The sequence below is a fragment of the Rathayibacter sp. VKM Ac-2835 genome (assembly GCF_013266705.1).
Classification (GTDB): domain Bacteria; phylum Actinomycetota; class Actinomycetes; order Actinomycetales; family Microbacteriaceae; genus Rathayibacter.
In genome coordinates this window covers 702,491-722,858 of the sequence record NZ_JABSNQ010000002.1, presented here as the reverse complement: position 1 = coordinate 722,858, position 20,368 = coordinate 702,491, and the positions used below count along the sequence as shown (strand labels likewise).

Here is a 20,368-nt window from a genome sequence, read left to right as displayed (position 1 = left end):
ATGGACGTCTTCTTCGACGTCGTCACCGCCGTGCTCGTCATCGTCGGCGGGCTGCTCTCGCTGATCGCCGCGATCGGGCTGCTCCGCTTCGGCGATCTGCTCTCCCGGATGCACGCGGGCACGAAACCCCAGGTGCTCGGCATCATCTGCGTGATGCTCGCCGTCGCGATCCGGAACCCCGGCTTCGCCGCCGCGGGCACCGTCGTCCTCGTGATCGGCTTCCAGCTGCTGACCGTGCCGATCTCGGCGCACATGGTGGGTCGCGCGGCCTACCGGGCCGAGGCGGTCTCCACCGGCTACCTCGTCTCGGACGAGCTCGCCGACGCCGTCCAGCGGGCGGACGACGCCTCGCGCGCGACGGGCCCGGAGACGGCGCACGCCTCGGACGAGGCCGCCGAGCGCTCGAGCGCCCCGCAGCCCGAGGACGAGGACGGCCCGGCCGCGACGGCCTAGCCCCCGGTCATCGTGCGGAGCGCGAAGCCGCCGACGGCGAGCGTCACCGCGAACAGCCCGCCGACGAGCAGCACCAGCAGCGGCACCACCCAGAGCAGGGCCCTCCGGCGTCGGGCGCGGGCGGCTTCGGGGGTCTCTTCGCTCACCCGTCGACCCTAGGCCAGACGGGCGCCCCGCCGGGCCGGCCTGCTCCGGGCCGCCCGCTACCCTTGATGCCATGACCCTGGACTCCGCTCTCTCCGGCGCGCCCGAGAACTCCTCCGCGCCCGAGAACTCCCCCGTCTCGTTCCCGGAGGCGGCGGCCCGGCCCGGCGCGGAGTGGTGGCGCACCGCGGTCATCTACCAGATCTACCCGCGCTCCTTCGCGGACGCCGACGGCGACGGCATCGGCGACCTCCCCGGCATCACCTCGCGGCTCGACAGCCTCGCCGAGCTCGGCATCGACGCGATCTGGCTCTCCCCCTTCATGACCTCGCCGCAGAAGGACGCCGGCTACGACGTCGCCGACTACTGCGACGTCGACCCGCTGTTCGGCTCGCTGGCCGACTTCGACGCGATGCTCGCCCGCGCCCACGCTCTCGGGATCCGCGTGATCGTCGACCTCGTCCCCAACCACTCCTCGAGCGCTCACCGCTGGTTCCAGGCCGCGCTGGCCGCTCCCGCCGGCAGTGACGAGCGCGCCCGCTACCTCTTCCGCGACGGCCGCGGCGCCTCGGGCGAGCTGCCGCCGAACAACTGGGAGTCGGTCTTCGGCGGCCCCGCCTGGACGCGCGTCACCGAGCCCGACGGCGCGCCCGGCCAGTGGTACCTGCACCTCTTCGACACCTCGCAGCCCGACTTCGACTGGACGGACGAGTGGGTGCGCGAGCGCTTCCGCGAGGTCCTGCGCTTCTGGCTCGACCGCGGCGTCGACGGATTCCGCGTCGACGTGGCGCACGGGATGATCAAGGCCGAGGGCCTGCCCGACTACACCCCGCCCGCCGACAGCGGCTCGATGGGCGGCGTGGCGCCGGGCGACGACGCCGAGCCCGTCACCGCTCCCTACTGGGCGCAGGACGGCGTGCACGAGATCTACCGCGACTGGCACGCGCTGCTCGCCGAGTACCCGGCCGACCGCGTGCTCTGCGCGGAGGCGTGGGTGCAGCCGCTCTCGAAGCTCGCCCGCTGGGTGCGCCCCGACGAGATGCACCAGGCCTTCAACTTCGCCTACCTCGAGACGCCGTGGGCCGGGCCCGCGCTGCGCGACATCATCGACTCCTCGCTGAGCTCGTTCGCCGCGGTCGGCGCGCCCTCGACCTGGGTGCTCTCGAACCACGACGTCGTGCGCCACGCGAGCCGCCTGGCCCTGACCGCCGACAACCCGCAGGGCTACGGCATCGGCCCGCGCACGCCCGGCCTGCCCGACCCGGTGCTCGGCCTCCGCCGCGCGCGGGCCGCGACGGCGCTGATGCTCGCGCTGCCCGGCTCCGCCTACGTCTACCAGGGCGAGGAGCTCGGCCTGCCCGAGGCGATCGACCTGCCCGACGCGGCACGTCAGGACCCGACCTGGTTCCGCACGAACGGCGAGCGCTACGGCCGCGACGGCTGCCGCGTGCCGCTGCCCTGGGAGGCGGAGGCGCCCGCGTACGGCTTCAACGACTCCGGCGACTCCTGGCTCCCCCAGCCCGGCGACTGGGCGCCGTTCGCGCGCGACCGCCAGGTCGGCGTCGAGGGGTCGACGCTCGAGCTCTACCGGGCGCTGCTCGCGGTGCGCCGCGCGGAGGACCTCGGCTCGGGCGCGATCGAGTGGCTCGAGGGCTACCCGGAGGAGGTCGTGGCGTTCCGCAACGGCGACCTCACCGTGATCGCCAACACCGGCTCGTCGCTGGTGGAGCTCCCGGTCGGCACGGTCGTGCTCTCCTCGGAGGAGCTGCACGAGCCGGCCCTGCCGGGCGACACGACGGTCTGGCTGCGCGAGGGCTGACGTCCGGCTCCAGGGTTCGATCTGCAGGCGATCGGCCGCCGCGGGCTGCGCTCCTGCGGCGGAACGGGCGCTCGGGCGTGGATCGCCTGCAGATCGAACGGGAGCAGGCGGGCGGGAGGCGGCTCAGCGCCCGGCGTTCGCCTTCAGCCAGAGGTAGGAGTCGACCTTGGTCACGCCGTCGAGGCGGATCTCGAAGTGCAGGTGCGGCCCGGTCGACATGCCGGTCGTGCCGACGAGGCCGAGCAGCTGGCCGACCTTGACCGGGTCGCCCTCGTTGACCGCCGCGGTGCCGTGCTGCATGTGCGCGTAGACGCTCGAGACGACCTGGCCGTCGATCTCGTGGTCGACGATGACGTGCACGCCCAGCGAGCCCTCGCCGTCGATCACGGTGCGGACCACGCCGTCGGCGATCGCCTGGATCGGCGAGCCGTTCCCCGGGTTGAAGTCGGTCCCGCCGTGGTTGACCGAGCAGCCCGCGCAGTTGCGGTAGCCGAAGCGGTCGCCCACCGGCACGCCGACCGCGAAGGGCCACTGGATCGAGGCGTTCGGGTCGTTGGTGAAGCCCGCGTCGGAGGTGCGGCCGATGGCGGCGATGTCCGTCTGGGTCTTGCGCTCCTGCACGCCGAAGCCGTCGCGGGCGACGGTCTCCGCGCTGACCTCGCCGGTCGTGAACGACTGCGCGCCGCGGTCGACGGTGCCGCCGGGCGCGACGACGAGGTTCTGCGCCTGCACGTCCTCGGCGGTGAGGAGCGACGTGGCCGGCAGCGAGGTCGCGGCCACCATCGCGGCGACGAACGAGAGCGCGACGAGCCCGCCGATGCGGCGGCTCGAGCGCACCGGCCGCAGCGGCGCGACCCGGGGAGCCGAGACGGGCGAGGGCGGCGTGGAGCGGACGGAGGCGACGCGGAGCTCGGCGTCGCGCAGGTCGGCCGCACCGATGGCCACTCCCTCGGCCTGCGCATCGGCGGCGAGGGCCTGGGCGCGCTCGCGCTCACGCAGCTCGCGACGGGTGAGGGGTGGGAGGGATTCGCCGGGGGTCGATGCGGAGGCAGCGGGCAAAGGCGAATCGGGGCTCACGAAATCCGGATCTTCCGTCGGGGGCAGGGGACGAGGGGCGCTCCGCCAGGGAGTCGGAGCGCTTCTCGGGGATCCGCGACCGCATCCTGTGCGAATGTCACGAATTCATAAAGGATAACCACGGACTCCCGATCCGGCCAGAGCAGGTCGCCTCGAGGCCGGATCCTCGTCGTCCGGTCCGCGCGCGGCGCTCGGATCCTGCGCGATCATGCGCGCGCATGCACCGACTCCGCGCGGAGTCGGCTCCGCTCACACCTCGTCGGCCCGCAGCCGGCGCAGAAGGGCTTCGAGCTCGCTGAAGATCGGCTCGGGGGCCGCGATCAGCAGGCCGTTGCCCGCGGGCCGGCCGTCGAAGCCGGCGACGACGGCTCCCGCCTCCTCCGCGACGAGGGCGCCGGCCGCGAGATCCCAGGGGTTCAGCCCGCGCTCGTAGTAGGCGTTCAGCGACCCGGAGGCGACCGAGCAGAGGTCGAGCGCCGCCGAGCCGATGCGGCGGATGTCGCGGACCGAGCCGAGCAGCTCCTGGACCACGGCGCCCTGCCGCATCCGGCGCGCGGCGTCGTAGCCGAAGCCCGTGCCGACCAGCGCCAGCGAGAGCGAGGCGGGCGGAGTGACGTGCAGCGCGACCCCGTCCCGCTCGGCCCCGCCACCCCGGCTCGCGGTGTAGACCTCGCCCGTCGCGCCGTTCACCACCGCTCCGGCGAGCGCCGTCCAGGTCTCGGGCTCCGGCTCGCCCTCGACCACGGCGATGCTGACCGCGTAGGAGGGGATGCCGTAGAGGTAGTTGACCGTGCCGTCGATGGGATCGACGACCCAGGTGAGTCCGCTCGTCCCGCCGCCCGCGCCCGACTCCTCGCCGAGGAAGCCGTCGTCCGGCCGGGCCTCGCTGAGGCGGCGGCGGATCAGCTGCTCGACCTCGCGGTCGGCCGCCGTCACCACGTCCTCCGGTGACGACTTCGACGCGGCGATCTCGACCCCGTCCTGGCGGCGCTGCCGCGCGAGGTGCGCCGCCTCGACGGCGATCGAGCGGGCGATGGCGAGGAGGGAGGCGTGGGCGCTCATGCGTCCAGCCTAGGGACCGGGCGGTCAGACGGGGCAGACGGCGACCGGGCCCGCGGAGGATCATGGGGGCATGAGCGCCGCCGTGACCCCTCAGCCGCCGATCGCCGTGACCGGAGCCACCGGGGCGGTGGGCGGCCGCGTCGCGCGTCTGCTCGCCGAGGCCGGCCTCCCCCTCCGCCTCCTCGCCCGCGACCCCGCCCGAGCGCCCGAGCTGCCTGGGGCGACGGCGGTCCGCTCCTCCTTCACCGATCCGGGCGACGCGCTCGACGGCGTCCGCCTGCTGCTGATGGTGTCGGCGGCCGAGAACGAGGACCGGCTCGCCGAGCACCTCTCGATGGTCACGGCCGCCGCCGCCGCGGGCGTCGAGCACGTCGTCTACACGTCCTTCGCCGGCGCCTCCCCACCGCGACCTTCACGCTCGCGCGCGACCACGCCGCGACGGAGGAGGCGATCCGCGCGTCCGGCATGGCCTGGACGTTCCTCCGCGACAACCTCTACCTCGACTTCGTCCCCGCGATGCTCGGCGACGACGGCGCGATCCGCGGCCCGGCCGGCACCGGCCGCGCGGCGATCGTCGCCCGCGAGGACGTCGCCCGCGCCGCCGCCGCGATCCTGCGCGCCCCGGAGGAGCACCGCGGCGCGGCCTACGAGCTGACCGGTCCCGAGGCCCTCACCTTCGACGAGATCGCCGCGGTCCTCACCGCCGCCGGCCGCCCCGCGGTCTTCGTCGACGAGACCCTCGAGCAGGCGCGTGCCTCCCGCCGCCGCTGGAACGCCCCCGACTGGCAGCTCGACGCCTGGATCAGCACCTACACCGCCGTCGCCGCCGGCGAGATGCAGCACGTCTCCGGCGACGTCGAGCGCCTGACGGGCCGCACCCCGCTCTCCCTCGCGCAGTTCCTCGCGGCGTCGCCACCAGCACGCGGGCAGGGCGCTTCATCGGCCGCGCAGTGATCGGCCGCGCAGCGGACGGCCCTTCCCAGGCTGGTCGAGTAGCGCCACAGGCGCGTATCGAGACCTGCCGTCATCAGCAGGGCGGATCTGCAGACTCATCCTGCTGACGTGGGTGGATCTCGATACGCCCGCTGCGCGGGCTACTCGATCAGCATGAAGGGCGCCTGCCTGCACATGCTGGTCGAGTAGCCGCGGCACGCGGCGTATCGAGACCTCCGTGATCAGCACGGCGGGTCTGCAGACTCGACTGCGGACGCAGGTGGATCTCGATACGCCCGCTGCGCGGGCTCCTCGATCAGCATGAGCACTGAGCGCCGCGGCGGACGAGCAGCAGTCGACCGCGCGGCGGACGGCCCTCCTCGTGCTGGTCGAGCAGCGCCGCAGGCGCGTATCGAGACCCACGCGCGCGAAGGACCGGGAGACGGAGGAAGCCCCGCTCGCCGCCTCGGGAGGCTGGTGCGGGGCTTCGATCGTGCAGTCGTTCGGTCTCGATGCTGTGGCGAGTGAGGGATTCGAACCCCCGAAGGCTACGCCGTCTGATTTACAGTCAGATCCCTTTGGCCGCTAGGGTAACTCGCCGTCGCGCACCCGACCGGGAGTCGTGCTCTCGACCGAAGGCGCTGGACAAGGATACCCACGCGCTCCCCGGATCGGAAATCGGCGTCAGCCCGCGGCCGCCGCGTACCGGGAGGCCGCCTCGGCGACCTTGCCCGCGTAGCTCGTCGCCGGGTTGTAGGCCGCGATCGCGTCGCGCCAGCCGGACTGCGTGGTGAGGTCGCCGCCCGCCTGGCAGAGGTACCGCGCGGCCGTGACCGCCTGCTGGTCGACGTTCTGCGGGTCCCAGCCGGTCGACGCCCAGCGCATCCAGGTGGCGGGGATGATCTGCAGCGGCCCCATCGCGCGGTCGGTCTCCGGATCGCCGTCGAGCGCGCCGCCGTCGTTGTCCTCGACGCGGTCGAACTGCGTGCCGTCCAGCGAGGGGCCGTAGATGGGCTCGGTCGGTCGCCCGTCCTCACCCAGCTCGCCGCCGAAGATCGTTCCGTGCCGGCTCTCGACGTAGCCGATGCCGGCGAGCGTCGCCCAGTCGAGCCCGCAGCCGGGGTCGACCGAGGAGGTCAGCAGCGCCGCGCCCGCGTAGGCGGTGAGCGCCCGCACCGGGATCCCGCTGCCCTCGGCGGTTCCGGCGAGCCAGTCGCCGCTCGTGAGCCGCCGGACGGGCGTCGCCGCCGTCTCGTCCGGATCCTCGAGCAGTGCCGGGTCGGCTGCGGCGGGCGCGGCGGCGGCCGGCGGCACGGTCACCAGTCCGTCCTCGTACTCCACCGCGGGCTCCGCGGGACGGGTGCAGCCGACGAGCACGAGGCCGACGAGCGGCAGGATCAGCAGGGCGGGGAGGCGGCGCACGGTCCCTTCGTACCAGGCGCGCCTCCGGATCCGCCCCGCCGGGGCGCGAAAGCTAAGCTCGAAGGCATGGCAGATTCAACGTTCGACGTCGTCAGCAAGGTCGACAAGATGGAGGCGGACAACGCCCTCAACCAGGCCCACAAGGAGGTCGAGCAGCGCTACGACTTCAAGAACGTCGGCGCCTCGATCGCCTGGAGCGGCGAGAAGATCCTGATCAAGGCGAATACCGAGGAGCGGGCGAACGCCATCCTCGACGTCTTCCAGACCAAGCTGATCAAGCGCGGCATCAGCCTCAAGAGCCTCGACTCGGGCGAGCCCTTCGCCTCGGGCAAGGAGTACCGGATCGAGTCCACGCTCAAGGACGGCATCGACCAGGAGCAGGCGAAGAAGATCAACAAGCTGATCCGCGACGAGGCGCCCAAGTCGGTCAAGTCGCAGATCCAGGGCGACGAGCTGCGCGTCTCGTCGAAGAGCCGCGACGACCTCCAGGCGACGATGGCGCTGCTGCGCGGGGCCGACCTCGACCTCGACCTCCAGTTCGTCAACTTCCGCTGAGGGATGTCGCATTCCGAGAGCACGCCGACCCGCCCCGGCATCGACGCCCCCGACGCGCGGGGCCGCACCGGCCTCGACCGCGAGGGCCACGACCTCACCGGCAACGCCGACGTCGTCGTGAAGTCGGTGACCCTCCTCTCCAGCCACTGGTACGTCCTGCGCACCACCGAGTTCGAGTACCGCCACCGCGACGGCCGCTGGACCACCGAGCACCGCGAGACCTACGACCGCGGGAACGGCGCGGCCGTGCTGCTCTACGATCTCGAGGCGCGGTCCGTCGTGCTGGTACGCCAGTTCCGCTACCCCACCTATGTCAACGGCAACCTCGACGGCATGCTGCTCGAGGTGCCGGCGGGGCTCCTCGACGAGGACGGTCCGGAGGAGGGCGCGCGCCGCGAGGCGTCGGAGGAGACCGGCCTCGAGGTCGGCCGGCTCGAGCACGTCTTCGACGCGTTCATGAGCCCCGGCTCGATCACCGAGATGCTGCACTTCTACGCCGGGCCCTACCGCGCCGGCTCGAGCGACGGCGTCTACGCCGGACTCGCCGACGAGGGCGAGGACACCGAGCTGGTCGAGCTGTCCTTCGACGAGGCGCTCGCGCAGATCGGCGTCCAGATCATCGACGCGAAGACGATCATGCTGCTGCAGTGGGCGGCTCTGAGCGGCCCGTTCTCGCGCTGACGCCGGGCGCACCAGCAGAGGCTCTCCGGAGGCCGTCCCGTCAGGCCGTGTAGGCCCGCAGCGCGTCGCCGGTGCGTGTCTGCGCGCCGGCGACGAGGTCCGCCGGCGTCCCCTCGAACACGATGGTCCCGCCGTCGTGCCCCGCGCCGGGGCCGACGTCGATGATCCAGTCGGCGTGCGCCATCAGCGCCTGGTGGTGCTCGATCACGATCACCGTCGAGCCGGAGTCGACGAGGCGGTCCAGCAGACCGAGCAGGTTGTCGACGTCGGCGAGGTGCAGGCCCGTCGTCGGCTCGTCGAGGAGGTAGACCGAGCCCTTCGAGGCCATGTTGATCGCGAGCTTCAACCGCTGCCTCTCGCCGCCGGACAGCGTGTTCAGCGGCTGCCCGAGGGTGAGGTAGCCGAGCCCGACGTCGACGAGGCGGGCCAGGATCGTGTGCGCCGGCCCGGATCCGAAGAACGCCGCCGCGTCGACGATCGGCATCGAGAGCACCTCGTGGATGTTCCTCCCGCGGAGCCGGTACTCGAGAACCTCGGCGGTGAACCGCTTGCCCTCGCACTCCTCGCAGACCGACGAGACGGTCGCCGCCGGGCCGAGCTCGGTGAAGATCAGCCCGGTGCCCCTGCAGACCGGGCAGGCACCCGCGGAGTTGGCGCTGAACAGGGCGGCCTTGACGCCGTTCTCCTTCGCGAAGGCGGTCCGGATCGCATCGAGCACGCCGGTGTAGGTGGCGGGGTTGCTGCGCCGCGAGCCGCGGATCGGCGACTGGTCGGCGACGATCACCCCCGGCCGCTCGGCCAGCGAGCCGTGGATGAGCGAGGACTTGCCCGAGCCGGCGACGCCCGTGACGACGGTCAGCACGCCGAGCGGGACGTCGACGTCGACCCCGCGCAGGTTGTGCATCGAGGCGCCGCGGATCTCGGCGACCCCCGTGCGCCGCCGCACCTCGCTCTTGAGCGGCACCCGGTGGTCGAGGTGGCGGCCGGTGAGGGTGTCGGACTCGCGCAGCGCCGCGACCGACCCCTCGAAGCGGATCTCGCCGCCGTGCGAGCCCGCCCGCGGACCGAGGTCGATGACGTGGTCGGCGACCGCGATGATCTCCGGCTTGTGCTCGACGACGAGCACGGTGTTGCCCTTGTCGCGGAGCCGCCGCAGCAGCTCGATCACCCGCGAGACGTCGTGGGGATGGAGCCCCGCCGTCGGCTCGTCGAAGACGTAGGTGATGTCGGTGAGGCTCGACCCGAGGTGCCGCACCATCTTCACCCGCTGAGCTTCGCCGCCGGAGAGCGTGCCCGACTCGCGGTCGAGCGAGAGGTAGCCGAGCCCGACCTGCACCAGCGAGTCGAGCGTGCCCAGCAGCGCCTCGACGATCGGGGCGACGGAGGGGTCGCGCACGCCGCGCAGCCACTCCGCGAGATCGGTCGCCTGCATCGACGAGCACTCGGCGATGTTCCGGCCGCCGATCAGCGAGGAGAGCGCGGCGCGGGTGAGCCGGGCTCCCCCGCACTCCGGGCAGGCGCCGAAGGTGGCGACCCGCTCGGCGAAAGCGCGGATGTGCGCCTGCGCGGCCTCCTTCGCGAGGTAGAGGCGCGTGACCTTCACCACCAGGCCCTCGTAGGTCATGTTGATGCCGGCGATCGGCATCTTGGTGGCCGGCTTGTAGAGGAAGTCGTCGAGCTGCTCGGGGGTGAACTCGGCGATCGGCACGTCCGCGGGATAGAGCCCCGATTCGGCGAGGCTCTTCCAGTACCAGCCGCCGACGACGAAGTTCGGGATCGCGTCGAGCGCACCGCCCTCGAGCGACTTCGAGCGGTCGAGCAGCGCGTCGAGGTCGATGTCCGAGACTCGGCCGGTGCCCTCGCAGCGCGGGCACATGCCCTCGGGCAGGTTGAACGAGAAGGCGCCGCTGGTCCCCACGTGCGGATCGCCGATCCGGCTGAAGAGGATGCGGAGCATCGTGTACGCGTCGGTCGCCGTGCCGACGGTCGAGCGGCCGTTCGCCCCCATCCGCTCCTGGTCGACGACGATCGTCGCCGACAGCCCGTCGAGCGACTCGACGTCCGGCCGGGCCGGCGAGCCCATGAACTGCTGCAGGAAGGCGGAGTAGGTCTCGTTGATCAGCCGCTGCGACTCGGCCGCGATCGTCCCGAACACGAGGGAGGACTTGCCGGAGCCCGAGACACCCGTGAAGACGGTGATCCGCCGCTTCGGGATGTCGACGTCGACCCCGCGCAGGTTGTTCTGACGGGCGCCGCGCACCCGGATCACGTCGTGCGGGCCCGCGTCGCGCGGCCCCGCCTCTCCGAGGGTCGAGGGGGTCATGCGGTCTCCGTCCGTCAGCGGTGCCCGAATCCTAGGGGAGCCCTCCGACATCCGGGAGACGCCGAAGGGCCCCCGGATCGCTCCGAGGGCCCTTCCGACGGACGCGCCTCAGCTCGAGACGGTCTCGCCGCGCGAGATCGAGATCATGTCCTCGCGCGGGACGACCTTGACGCGGACGCGGCCCTGCGGAGCGCCGAGCGCCTGCTCGTGCTCGTCGAGGCGGTGCCAGCCGTCGAGGTCGGTGTAGGCGACGCCGCGCTCCTCGAGCAGGGCGACGACCGCCGACTCCTCGGGGTGGGCCGGGGTCCACCAGGACGCCTGGTCGTTGAGCACGTGCCCGACGGTCTCCATCGCATCCGACTTGGTGTGGCCGATGAGGCCGACCGGTCCGCGCTTGATCCAGCCCGTGGCGTAGACGCCGTGCACCGGCTCGTCGTGGTCGTCGAGCACCTGGCCCTCGCGGTTCGGGATCACACCGCGCATCTCGTCGAACGGCAGGCCGTCCAGCGGGGAGCCGAAGTAGCCGACGGCGCGGTAGACGGCCTGGACAGCGATCTCGCGGATCTCGCCGGTGCCGCGGGTGCCGCCCTCGCCGTCCGGCTCGGTGCGCTCGTAGCGGATGGCCGACACGCGGCCGGTGCCGTCGTCGACGAGCTCGAGCGGCTTGGCCCAGAAGTGCAGGTGCAGTCGGCGCGAGGCCGAGCCGACCTCGCGGGTGCGCCACTGGTTCAGCACCCGGTTGATCACCATGACCTGCTTGTTGGTGTCGATGGCCGCCTGCGAGGCGGGGTCGAGCACGAAGTCCTCGTCGGCGACGATCATGTCGACGTCGCGCAGCTCGCCGAGCTCGCGCAGCTCGAGCGGGGTGAACTTCACCTGCGCCGGGCCGCGGCGGCCGAAGACGTGCACGTCGGTGACGGGCGAGGCGGCCAGCGCGTCGTAGACGTTCGGCGGCACCTCGGTGGGCAGGAGGTCCTCGGCGTGCTTGGCGAGCATCCGCGAGACGTCGAGCGCCACGTTGCCGTTGCCGATGACGGCGACGGAGGAGGCCTCGAGCGGCCAGGTGCGCGGCACGTCGGGGTGGCCGTCGAACCAGCTGACGAAGTCGGCGGCGCCGTACGAGCCCTCGAGCTCGACGCCGGGGACGTCGAGCGGGGCGTCGCGGATCGCCCCGGTCGAGAAGATGACCGCGTTGTAGTGCCGCTTGAGGTCCTCGAGCGTGATGTCGGTGCCGAAGTGCACGTTGCCGAAGATCCGGATGTCGCCGCGGTCGAGCACCTCGCGGAGCGCCGTGATGATGCCCTTGATCCGCGGGTGGTCCGGTGCGACGCCGTAGCGGACGAGGCCGTAGGGCGCCGGCAGGTGCTCGAACAGATCGATCGAGACGTCGTACTTCTTCTCGGCCTTGATCATGAGGTCGGCGGCGTAGATGCCCGCGGGACCCGCGCCGACGATGGCCAGCCTGAGCTTGGTCATTGCATTCCTCCTGCCGGGGCGCCGAGGCGCGTCTCCGGACTCATTCCTGCGGCGCTCGAACGCGCCGCGACGATCGGGGTCAGCCGTTGCGGTCGACGACCGTGTCCGCGAAGCGCGTGAGCGCCTTGCGGACCGGCCCATCGGGCAGCGGAGAGAGGGCGGCGACGGCCTCGTCGGCCCAGCGGTGGGCCTCGGCGAGGGTCTGCGCCGTCACGGGGTGGTCGCGCAGCTGCGCGATGGCGTCGGAGATGTCGGCGCTCTGCTCGTCGGTGTGCGCGATCGCGTCGTTGGTGCGGCTGACGTAGCTCTCGATGCGCGCGAGCAGGACGGCCGCATCGCGGTCGGTCGAGGCCCGCTCGCGCAGACGCAGGATCGGCAGCGTCGAGACGCCGGCGCGGATGTCGGTGCCCGGGTTCTTGCCTGTCTCCTCCGGCTGCGGCGACAGGTCGATGACGTCGTCGACGATCTGGAAGGCGACGCCGATCTTCTCGCCGAAGACGCGCACCGCCTCCTCGAAGGGAGCGGGCGCCTCGGAGAAGACGACGCCGGTGCGCGCGGCGGCGGCGATCAGCGAGCCGGTCTTGTCCGCCAGGACCCCGAGGTAGTGCTCGACCGGGTCCTCGCCCTCACCCGGGCCGACGGTCTCGTGCAGCTGGCCGAGCACGAGGCGCTCGAAGGTGTCGGTCTGCAGGCGGATCGCGCGCTCGCCGAGCTCGGTCATCAGCTGGTTCGCCCGCGCGAAGAGCAGGTCGCCGGTGAGGATCGCGACGTTGTTGCCCCAGACGGTCTGCGCTGAGGGCACGCCGCGGCGCTTCTCCGCCTCGTCCATGACGTCGTCGTGGTACAGCGAGCCGAGGTGGGTGATCTCGATGGCCTGCGCGGCGCTGAGCACCTCGGGGGTGTTGCCCCGGCCGAGCTGCGCCGTGAGCAGGGTGAGCATCGGCCGCACCCGCTTGCCGCCGGCCTCGAGCAGGTAGCGCGTCGACACGTCCGCGACCGCGTCCGCGAACGAGAGCTGCTGGACCATGCCGGCCTCGACCCGTTCGAGCCCGTCGTCGATGCTGCGGGCGAGGGCGCGGTCCGGCGCGGTCGAGAAGATGCGCTCGGAGAGGCCGAGCTGCGCCGTCAGAGACGGACTGCGGCGGGCGACGGGCGCACTGGCGTTCACACTCAAACCCTAACGTCTCGGCCCGGCAGGCCCCTGGGCGCGCATCAGGTCGCCGCGATCGGCTTGACCCCGCGGTGCAGGGCCACGATGCCGGCGGTGAGGTCGCGGTAGGCGACGCGCTCGAAGCCGGCGGCGCGGAGCCAGCCGGCCACGACCCTCTGCTCGGGCCAGGCGCGGATGGAGTCGCCGAGATAGTCGTACGCCGGGTCGTTCGAGGAGGCGAGGCCGACGATCACGGGCATGACCTTCGTCAGGTAGAAGTCGTAGGCGGCGGCGAGGGGCTTCAGCGGCGGGGTCGAGAACTCGCAGATCACGACACGGCCACCGGGCTTCACGACGCGGAAGAACTCGGCGAGCGCCGTCCGCGGCTCGGCGACGTTGCGCAGGCCGAAGGAGATGGTGACCGCGTCGAAGGACTCGTCCTCGAAGGGGAGCTTCATGGCGTCGGCCAGGACGAACTCGATGAGCTCGTTCTCGGCGTGCCGGCGACGGCCGACCGAGATCATCCCGCGGGAGAAGTCGGCGGCGACGACCTGCGCCCCCGAGCGCGCGAGCGAGGCGCTCGAGGTGCCGGTGCCGGCCGCGACGTCGAGGATCCGCTCGCCCGGCGCCGGGTTGACGGCGCGGGTCGTGGCGATCCGCCAGAGGTGGTCGTTGCCGACGGACAGGACGGTGTTCGTCAGGTCGTAGGCGGGCGCCACCGTGTCGAACATGGCAGCGACCTCGTCGGGCCGCTTGGTGAGGTCTGCCTTTGTCACGATCATCGAGTCTAGGGCGAGGAGCGGGGCGGCGGCTGTGCATCGCCCGCCCTTGCACATCCGCTCAGACGACCACCGCCGGCCGGAGGACGAGCCGGGAGGAGAAGGGGCGGGCGGAGGTGCCGGGGCCGCCTTGCTCCGCCTAGCTGCGGCGGCCCCGGACGAGGAAACGGTAGCAGCGGGCCCCCGGGTGAGGGGCGCTGCGGCGCACAACGTCTCGCTTTCCAGCGCGGGCGTACTGTGGAGCAGTGACATCGACCGGGGCCGGGGCTCCTCCCCTCCACGCCGAGACGACTCCGCTCGACGGCCCGCAGGAGCTGCTCCCCCGCGTGGATCCGCGGCGTCCGCTGCTCTGGCAGCGCGGCGGGGCCGGCCTGGCCGGGCTCGGCGAGGCGCTGCGGCTCGAGTTCTCCGGCCCGGACCGCATCCGTGAGGCCTCGGCCGCGTGGCGCGAACTGTCGGCCTCGGCCGTCGTCGCGGATCCGCTCGGCGTCCCCGGCACGGGGCTCGTGGCCTTCGGCGCCTTCGCGTTCTCGAGCCGGTCGAGCGCCCGCAGCGTCCTCATCGTCCCCCGCGTCGTGATCGGCTCCCGCGGCGGACGGTCCTGGCTGACCCGCATCGGCACCGCCGACCAGTCGACGGCTTCGCCGCGCGTCCCCGATTCGGTCCCGTACGGCGACGAGTACCGCCTCCCCCTCCTCCCCGGTGCGACGACGCCCGACGCCTACCGGGCCGCCGTCGCGTCGGCCGTCGGCACGATCCGCTCGGGCGCGCTCGAGAAGGTCGTGCTCGCCCGCGATCTGCAGGGACGGCTCCCCCGCGACGCCGACCGCCGCCGCCTGCTGCGCGATCTCGCCGACGGCTACCCCGACTGCTGGACCTTCTCGGTCGACGGCTTCCTCGGCGCCAGCCCGGAGACACTGGTCGGCGTGGACCACGGCGCGATCACGGCGCGCGTCCTCGCCGGTACCAGCGCTCGCGGCGGCGACGCGGAGGAGGACGCCGCGATCGCGCGCGCACTCCTCGCCAGCGCGAAGGACCGCTCCGAGCACGCCTTCGCGATCGCCAGCCTCCTCCGCGAGCTGCGCCCGCACACCGGCTCGCTCTCCACCACCCCCGAGCCCTTCGCGCTCGAGCTGCCGAACCTGTGGCACCTCGCGACCGACGTGCGCGGCACGCTCGACGACGGCTCCACCGCGCTCGACCTCGTCGACGCCCTGCACCCGACGGCGGCCGTCGCCGGCACCCCGACCGATCGGGCGCTGGATCTGCTCGAGGAGCTCGAGCCGTTCGACCGCGGCCGCTACGCCGGTCCGGTGGGCTGGATCGACGGCAACGGCGACGGCGAGTGGGCCGTAGGGCTGCGCAGCGCCCAGGTCTCGGCCGACGGCGCCGTCACCGCGTGGGCCGGCGCGGGCATCGTCGCCGACAGCGACCCGGACGCGGAGCTCGCGGAGACCGGGATGAAGTTCCGCCCGATCCTCGACGCGCTGGGCTGACCGGTGCTCGTCCCTCCGGGCCGGCGCTAGCGCTCGAGCGCGATCTCGACGATGCCGGGGCCCTCGCCGGGCGAGGTGAGGGCCTGCTCCAGCTCGCCGCGGGTGGCGACGAGGCGGTGCGACCAGCCGTAGGCCCTCGCCAGCGCGGCGATGTCGACGGTCTGCGGCGTGAACTGCACGCGGTCGAAGGCGTCGGGCGCCGAGCTGGTGGCGACCTCGAGGCCGTCGAAGATGGTGCCGCCGCCGTCGTTCACCACGACCAGCTGCACCCGGGGCCGGTTCTCGCCCGGGGCGAGCAGTAGTCCGCCCGCCTCGTGCAGGAGGGTGAGGTCGCCGAGGACGACGCGGGTGGCGCCGCCCGAGCCCGCGTCGCTGGACTGCGAGGCGACGGCGATGCCGAGCGCGGTCGAGACCGTGCCGTCGATGCCGGCGAGCCCGCGGTTGGAGTGGACGGTGATCCGCTTGCCGGGCAGCGAGCCGTCCGCGACGCGGATGAGGCGCGAGGCGCCGAAGAGCAGGCGGTCGTGCGGCCAGGTGACGCGCCAGACCGCCGCGACGACGAACTCGCGGGTGAGCGGTGCGCGGATCGCGGTGAGGGCGTTGCGGGCGTAGCCGCGGCGGTCCTCGATCGACATCGAGCCGCCGTCGGGCGCCTCGGGGATCGCGTCCGGATCGGCGTCGGCCAGGAGCGCTCGGCTCGCCGACACCCAGGTGCCGGCCCAGGCGCGCTCGGACCGCTCGGGACGCGGAGAGCCCTCGGGGCGGACGACCGCGAGGGCGCGGACGCTGCGCGCGCGACGGCCGGGGTTGTAGAACTCGCGGCGTCCGCGGTCGACGACGATCACCTCGACGTCCTCGCGGCGCAGGAGCTCCGGGACCTCGCGGGACAGCGTGGGGTGACCGAGGACGATCGCGCGACGCACCCGGCCGCCGAACTCGGGCTCGGCGAGGAGCCGGCGCCAGGCGACGACCAGCTGCGGCCCGAAGCGGGCGCCGGAGGAGACCTCGGCGAGCAGCGGCCAGTCGCCGGCGCGGGCGAGAGCCTCGGCCTCGGCTCCCGCCTTGTCGCCGGCGATGACGACGGTGAGGGGCTCGAGCGGTCCGGCCGTGATCGTCTCCGGAGCGACGACGACGTCGTCCGGTGCGGGTGCGGCGGATCCCGCGGCCGGCACGTCGAAGGCCGGGAGGCGCGAGGACAGCGGGTCGCGGAAGGCCAGGTTGAGATGCACGGGACCGCCGGGACGCAGCGCGGCCGCGTAGGCACGGTCGGCGAGCGCGCAGGCCGACTCCGCCGTCGACTGCGCGTCGGGCGCGGCGACGTCCTCGAAGAGGCGGACGGCCCGGCCGAACAGCTCGACCTGGTCGGTGGTCTGGTTGGAGCGGATGCCGCGCAGCTCGCCGGGACGATCGGCGGTGAGCACGATCATCGGCACGTCGGACGCGTCGGCCTCGAGCACGGCGGGGTGGAGGTTCGCGGTAGCGGTGCCGGAGGTGGTGATCAGGAGTGCGGGCACACCGGTCTCGAGAGCGAGCCCGAGGGCGAGGAACCCGGCCGAGCGCTCATCGATGCGGACGTGCAGACGGATGCTGCCGCGGGTCTCGAGCTCGGCCGCGACGAGGGCGAGCGCCTGCGAGCGGGAGCCGGGAGAGACGACGACGTCGCGGACTCCGAGCGCGACGAAGCGGGAGAGGAGGTCGACCGCGGAACGGGTGGAGGGGGCGACCGGAGCCGCGTCAGGCATCCCGACGGCCGGTGCCGTCCGACTCGCCGGAGTCGTCGAGATCGGCGAGGTCGCGCTCGAGCTGGGCGATGCGCTCGGCCTGCTCGCGCTCCTTCTCGGGGTCGCGCTCGCGGCGGAGGGTGCCGAGGAAGTCGGGGTCGTCGTCCGGCGCCGTGAAGCGGCGGTCGTCGGAGCGCTGCTTGCGCGGGCGGCCGATCCAGAACCAGAGGCCAGCGCCGATGATCGGCAGGAGGAGGACCACGAGGACCCACGACCACTTGGGGATCGCGCGCACCGCGTGGCGGTTGCTCAGGGCGACGTCGATCACGGTGTAGACCGTGAAGACGGCGAGGGCCACGAGCAGGCCGATGAACAGGCGGATCATGGTGTCCAGTGTACGTCCGGGGTCCTCGAAGGAACCGGGCGCACGGATGCTGGACAGGGAGCTCCCGGGGTGCTCACGGACGCGCATGCGGGGGCCGACGTACACTTGCCCGGTGAAACTGAGCCGCGCGGTCGTCGTCTACTCGCTCCTGCGTCTGGCCATGTTCGCCGGCGTCTTCGTGCTGGTGTACCTGCCGGCGCGCTCCTTCGTCGACTCCGAGCTGACCGCGGCCGTGACCGCCGGCTTCGTCGCCGCCATCGCGAGCATGTCGCTCTCCTACATCGTGCTGCGCAAGCCCCGCGAGCGCATCGCCGAGGCGATCTACCAGCGCCGCAAGGACGTGCCCCGCGCGCCGACCGACGACGACATCGAGGACGCCGCGGTCGACGCGGCCCGCGACGGGCGCCCCGGCGCCTGACCCCGCCGCTCGAGCGGCCCGCGCACCCCTTGCTGATCGAGTAGCGCGCGGAGCGCGGGTGTCGAGATCCACCGTCGTCGGGACGGTGGTCTGCAGACCCGGCGTGCCGACGGTGGGCGGGTCTCGATACGCCCCTCCGGGGCTGCTCGACCAGCAGGGGCGCGCGGGACGCGCACCACGGCCAGCAGGAGCCCGCCGGACGCGCACCACGACAGCAGGGGCGCGCCGGACGCGCACCACGGGGTCAGAAGGCGAGGGCTGCGCCGAGGATCACGGCGTAGGCGAGGCCGCTCAGGCTGGTCAGCTGCAGGGCGAGGATGAGCTCCTTCGCCGTGCGCGCGGTCAGCGTGATGAGGATGGCCGGCAGGACCGCCAGCAGGACGAAGAGCGTGAGCCAGGCCAGCGGGTAGAACAGCGCGAGCACCACCGCGATGCCGAACGGCACCAGCACGAAGGCGCTGTACATCGCCCGCGCGATGGTCGGACCGACGACGACCGCGAGGGTCCGCTTGCCGGAGAGGCGGTCCGTCGGGATGTCGCGGATGTTGTTGACCATCAGCACCGCGCAGGCGAACAGGCCCGCGGCGACGGCGCCGAGCCAGGACTCCTGGTTCGCGCGGCCGATCTGCACGAACGTGGTGCCGACGGTGGCGACGAGTCCGAAGAAGACGAAGACGAAGAGCTCGCCGAGGCCGAGGTACCCGTAGGGACGCCGGCCGCCGGTGTAGAACCAGGCGGCGGCGATCGCGGCGGCCCCGATGATCAGGAACCACCAGAAGCCGGACAGCACCGTGAGCACGAGGCCCGCGACGCCCGCGATGCCGAAGAAGACCAGCGCGACCGTGAGGACGGCGCGGGGCTTCGCGGCTCCGGATCCGGTGAGGCGGGAGGGGCCGACGCGGTTCGCGTCCGTGCCGCGGATGCCGTCGGAGTAGTCGTTGGCGTAGTTGACGCCGATCTGCAGCGCGAGCGAGACGACGAGGCAGAGCAGGGCGCGCACCCAGTGCCAGCCCTCGTCCGTCACCTGGGTGGCCCCGGTGCCGATCAGGACGGGGGCGATGGCGAGCGGGAGGGTCCGCAGCCGCGCTCCGGCGATCCACTCGCGCGGGCCGGCGGGCTCGACGACGACGCGGCGGGGGTCGCCGCCGGGGCGACCGCTCCGGGGCTTCGCCGACGGCTTCTTCTTGCGACTCGAACTCGACACGGAGGGAATCCTACCGAGTGGGCCGTGCCGCTCCCCCGGCGTCGGCCGTCCGGCGAAGCGTCGTTCCCCGCCCCCGTCCGGGCCCGTCGTCAGACCTCTCCGGCCGCCGCGAGGGTCTCGAGCGCCCGGCGGTCGGGCTTCCCCGAGGCGAGCAGCGGGATCTCCGCGACGGCGAGCACCGCCGCCGGACCGGCCGCGCGCCCGAGCCGCTCCACGACAGCGGAGCGCAGCCGGGCCAGGTCGACGTCCGGGGCCTCCGTCGCGACCACCGGCACCTCGCCCCACTGCGCATCCGGCCGGCGCACCACCACCGCGTCGGGCAGGAGCCCGTCGCGCAGCACCCGCTCGACCGCGTCCAGCGAGACCTTCTCCCCGCCCGAGACGATCACCCGGTCGAGGCGGCCGGTGACACTCAGTCGGCCGTCCTCGACGACGCCGGCGTCGCCGGTGCGGTACCAGCGCTCGCCGTCGAGCGAGACGAAGGCGGCGGCGCTGCGCTCCGCGTCGAGTCCGCCGTCCGCGTCGAGGTAGCCCTCCGCGAGGGTCGGACCGCCGAGGAGGACCTGGCCGTCGACGACGCGCATCCGCACGTCGCGCAGCGGGACGCCGTCGTAGACGCAGCCGCCGGCGGTCTCGCTCGAGCCGTAGGTGAGCCGGATCCGCACGCCGAGCGCTGCCGCCCGCTCGCGCAGCGCCTGCGGGGTCGACTGGCCGCCGATCAGCAGCGCGTCGAAGGAGGCGAGGACCGCGGCCTCGGCGGGGTCGCTCTCGGCGAGGTCGAGCAGCCGCGCGAGCTGCACGGGGACGAGGGACGAGTAGCGCCGCTCCCCCGCCGGCATCGTGCGCGCGAGCGCGAGGAAGGCGGCGGCGTCGAAGGCGCCGGCGGGGAGCACGACGGGGTCGGCGTCGGCGGTCAGCGAGCGCACCAGCACCTGCACGCCCGCCACGTAGTGGGTGGGCAGGCAGAGCAGCCAGCGGCCGGGACCGCCGAGCTCGGCGAGTGTCGCGGAGGCGCTGGTGAGCAGGGCGGAGGTGCTGAGCGCGACCCGCTTGGGCGGGCCGGACGAGCCGGAGGTCTCGACGACGACGGCGACGCGCTGCGGCACGACCGCGTCCGCCTCGGGCTCGGACTCCCTCGCCGGGGGCCCGATCCGCACGGCGGGGCCGCTGCCGTCGAGCGCCGCGCGCAGGGCGATCAGCACCTTCTCCGGAGCGGGATCGACGGAGGCGAGCGGGCGGGTCATCGCCCGGCCGCCGGAACCGGAGCCGC

General features: G+C 73.3%; 18 protein-coding genes, 1 tRNA gene and 1 pseudogene. 7 read left to right on the top strand and 13 right to left on the bottom strand.

The genetic code is table 11. The annotated features are described in order from the left end of the window. Positions 1 to 453, top strand: a complete 453-nt coding sequence (gene mnhG / locus HRK28_RS11185) for a monovalent cation/H(+) antiporter subunit G (RefSeq protein WP_160090645.1) — start codon at positions 1 to 3, stop codon at positions 451 to 453. On the opposite strand, the gene HRK28_RS11180 is transcribed toward mnhG, so the two are convergent. Further along, positions 450 to 599 carry a hypothetical protein gene (locus HRK28_RS11180; protein ID WP_173251534.1) on the bottom strand — a complete coding sequence of 50 codons (150 nt, stop codon included), beginning with the start codon at positions 597 to 599 and terminating at the stop codon, positions 450 to 452. The two genes, mnhG and HRK28_RS11180, sit on opposite strands and share 4 nt — an antisense overlap. Positions 600 to 670: 71 nt before the next feature. Here HRK28_RS11180 and HRK28_RS11175 point away from each other — a divergent pair, with 71 nt between their 5' ends. Then, complete coding sequence (locus HRK28_RS11175; protein ID WP_173251532.1) at positions 671 to 2,416, top strand: glycoside hydrolase family 13 protein; 1,746 nt, start codon at positions 671 to 673, stop codon at positions 2,414 to 2,416. Between the two features lie 123 nt (positions 2,417 to 2,539). On the opposite strand, the gene HRK28_RS11170 is transcribed toward HRK28_RS11175, so the two are convergent. Both HRK28_RS11170 and HRK28_RS11165 read right to left on the bottom strand, forming a co-directional pair. Then, entirely contained in the window at positions 2,540 to 3,475 is a 936-nt protein-coding gene (locus tag HRK28_RS11170) for a M23 family metallopeptidase (RefSeq protein ID WP_217274653.1), read from the bottom strand. 267 nt (positions 3,476 to 3,742) lie between these two features. Beyond that, positions 3,743 to 4,555, bottom strand: coding sequence for an inositol monophosphatase family protein (locus HRK28_RS11165; protein ID WP_160090650.1), 813 nt, complete (start codon positions 4,553 to 4,555; stop codon positions 3,743 to 3,745). A 70-nt stretch (positions 4,556 to 4,625) separates the two neighbouring features. Here HRK28_RS11165 and HRK28_RS11160 point away from each other — a divergent pair. Next, positions 4,626 to 5,509: pseudogene (locus HRK28_RS11160) on the top strand (SDR family oxidoreductase). Positions 5,510 to 6,006: 497 nt separating this feature from the next. On the opposite strand, the gene HRK28_RS11155 reads toward HRK28_RS11160, so the two are convergent. Both HRK28_RS11155 and HRK28_RS11150 read right to left on the bottom strand, forming a co-directional pair. Further along, positions 6,007 to 6,088 (bottom strand) — tRNA-Tyr (locus HRK28_RS11155). A gap of 84 nt (positions 6,089 to 6,172) precedes the next feature. Continuing rightward, entirely contained in the window at positions 6,173 to 6,910 is a 738-nt protein-coding gene (locus tag HRK28_RS11150; RefSeq protein ID WP_160090653.1) for a hypothetical protein, read from the bottom strand. 66 nt (positions 6,911 to 6,976) lie between these two features. Here HRK28_RS11150 and HRK28_RS11145 point away from each other — a divergent pair, with 66 nt between their 5' ends. Continuing rightward, on the top strand, positions 6,977 to 7,465 hold the full coding sequence (locus tag HRK28_RS11145) for a YajQ family cyclic di-GMP-binding protein (RefSeq protein WP_123447856.1): 489 nt from the start codon (positions 6,977 to 6,979) through the stop codon (positions 7,463 to 7,465). A 3-nt stretch (positions 7,466 to 7,468) separates the two neighbouring features. After that, positions 7,469 to 8,146, top strand: coding sequence for an NUDIX domain-containing protein (locus HRK28_RS11140; RefSeq protein WP_173251528.1), 678 nt, complete (start codon positions 7,469 to 7,471; stop codon positions 8,144 to 8,146). Positions 8,147 to 8,186: 40 nt separating this feature from the next. On the opposite strand, the gene HRK28_RS11135 is transcribed toward HRK28_RS11140, so the two are convergent. The 4 genes from HRK28_RS11135 to ubiE form a co-directional block, all read right to left on the bottom strand. Then, complete coding sequence (locus HRK28_RS11135) at positions 8,187 to 10,469, bottom strand: excinuclease ABC subunit UvrA (protein ID WP_173251526.1); 2,283 nt, start codon at positions 10,467 to 10,469, stop codon at positions 8,187 to 8,189. A gap of 108 nt (positions 10,470 to 10,577) precedes the next feature. Beyond that, positions 10,578 to 11,945, bottom strand: coding sequence for an FAD-dependent oxidoreductase (locus HRK28_RS11130; RefSeq protein WP_160090656.1), 1,368 nt, complete (start codon positions 11,943 to 11,945; stop codon positions 10,578 to 10,580). A gap of 79 nt (positions 11,946 to 12,024) precedes the next feature. Continuing rightward, positions 12,025 to 13,113, bottom strand: a complete 1,089-nt coding sequence (locus HRK28_RS11125) for a polyprenyl synthetase family protein (protein WP_160090657.1) — start codon at positions 13,111 to 13,113, stop codon at positions 12,025 to 12,027. A gap of 44 nt (positions 13,114 to 13,157) precedes the next feature. Beyond that, positions 13,158 to 13,871 (bottom strand): bifunctional demethylmenaquinone methyltransferase/2-methoxy-6-polyprenyl-1,4-benzoquinol methylase UbiE, encoded by a 714-nt coding sequence (ubiE, locus tag HRK28_RS11120; RefSeq protein WP_367948404.1) that lies wholly within the window; start codon positions 13,869 to 13,871, stop codon positions 13,158 to 13,160. 248 nt (positions 13,872 to 14,119) lie between these two features. Here ubiE and HRK28_RS11115 point away from each other — a divergent pair, with 248 nt between their 5' ends. Continuing rightward, complete coding sequence (locus HRK28_RS11115) at positions 14,120 to 15,370, top strand: chorismate-binding protein (RefSeq protein ID WP_173251522.1); 1,251 nt, start codon at positions 14,120 to 14,122, stop codon at positions 15,368 to 15,370. Positions 15,371 to 15,396: 26 nt separating this feature from the next. Here the strand turns inward: HRK28_RS11115 and menD are convergent, their stop codons facing one another. Both menD and HRK28_RS11105 read right to left on the bottom strand, forming a co-directional pair. Beyond that, positions 15,397 to 17,112, bottom strand: a complete 1,716-nt coding sequence (gene menD, locus HRK28_RS11110; protein WP_173251521.1) for a 2-succinyl-5-enolpyruvyl-6-hydroxy-3-cyclohexene-1-carboxylic-acid synthase — start codon at positions 17,110 to 17,112, stop codon at positions 15,397 to 15,399. After that, positions 17,105 to 17,476 (bottom strand): PLD nuclease N-terminal domain-containing protein, encoded by a 372-nt coding sequence (locus tag HRK28_RS11105; RefSeq protein ID WP_160090661.1) that lies wholly within the window; start codon positions 17,474 to 17,476, stop codon positions 17,105 to 17,107. The genes menD and HRK28_RS11105 overlap by 8 nt, the downstream gene beginning before the upstream one ends. A gap of 112 nt (positions 17,477 to 17,588) precedes the next feature. Between HRK28_RS11105 and HRK28_RS11100 the strand changes: the two genes are divergently transcribed. Next, positions 17,589 to 17,894: a DUF4229 domain-containing protein gene (locus HRK28_RS11100; RefSeq protein ID WP_173251520.1), complete on the top strand. Its 306-nt coding sequence runs from the start codon at positions 17,589 to 17,591 to the stop codon at positions 17,892 to 17,894. 244 nt (positions 17,895 to 18,138) lie between these two features. On the opposite strand, the gene HRK28_RS11095 is transcribed toward HRK28_RS11100, so the two are convergent. After that, complete coding sequence (locus HRK28_RS11095) at positions 18,139 to 19,098, bottom strand: 1,4-dihydroxy-2-naphthoate polyprenyltransferase (RefSeq protein WP_173251519.1); 960 nt, start codon at positions 19,096 to 19,098, stop codon at positions 18,139 to 18,141. 89 nt (positions 19,099 to 19,187) lie between these two features. Beyond that, on the bottom strand, positions 19,188 to 20,342 hold the full coding sequence (locus HRK28_RS11090) for an AMP-binding protein (RefSeq protein ID WP_160090666.1): 1,155 nt from the start codon (positions 20,340 to 20,342) through the stop codon (positions 19,188 to 19,190). Positions 20,343 to 20,368 lie beyond the last annotated feature (26 nt).

Excerpts from the sequence above, each read along its gene's own strand:
- mnhG (WP_160090645.1), top strand. The coding sequence starts at position 1 with ATGGACGTCTTCTTCGACGTCGTCACCGCCGTGCTCGTCATCGTCGGC.
- HRK28_RS11175 (WP_173251532.1), top strand. The coding sequence starts at position 671 with ATGACCCTGGACTCCGCTCTCTCCGGCGCGCCCGAGAACTCCTCCGCG.
- HRK28_RS11165 (WP_160090650.1), bottom strand. The coding sequence starts at position 4,555 with ATGAGCGCCCACGCCTCCCTCCTCGCCATCGCCCGCTCGATCGCCGTC.
- HRK28_RS11145 (WP_123447856.1), top strand. The coding sequence starts at position 6,977 with ATGGCAGATTCAACGTTCGACGTCGTCAGCAAGGTCGACAAGATGGAG.
- HRK28_RS11140 (WP_173251528.1), top strand. The coding sequence starts at position 7,469 with ATGTCGCATTCCGAGAGCACGCCGACCCGCCCCGGCATCGACGCCCCC.
- HRK28_RS11135 (WP_173251526.1), bottom strand. The coding sequence starts at position 10,469 with ATGACCCCCTCGACCCTCGGAGAGGCGGGGCCGCGCGACGCGGGCCCG.
- HRK28_RS11130 (WP_160090656.1), bottom strand. The coding sequence starts at position 11,945 with ATGACCAAGCTCAGGCTGGCCATCGTCGGCGCGGGTCCCGCGGGCATC.
- menD (WP_173251521.1), bottom strand. The coding sequence starts at position 17,112 with ATGCCTGACGCGGCTCCGGTCGCCCCCTCCACCCGTTCCGCGGTCGAC.
- HRK28_RS11105 (WP_160090661.1), bottom strand. The coding sequence starts at position 17,476 with ATGATCCGCCTGTTCATCGGCCTGCTCGTGGCCCTCGCCGTCTTCACG.
- HRK28_RS11090 (WP_160090666.1), bottom strand. The coding sequence starts at position 20,342 with ATGACCCGCCCGCTCGCCTCCGTCGATCCCGCTCCGGAGAAGGTGCTG.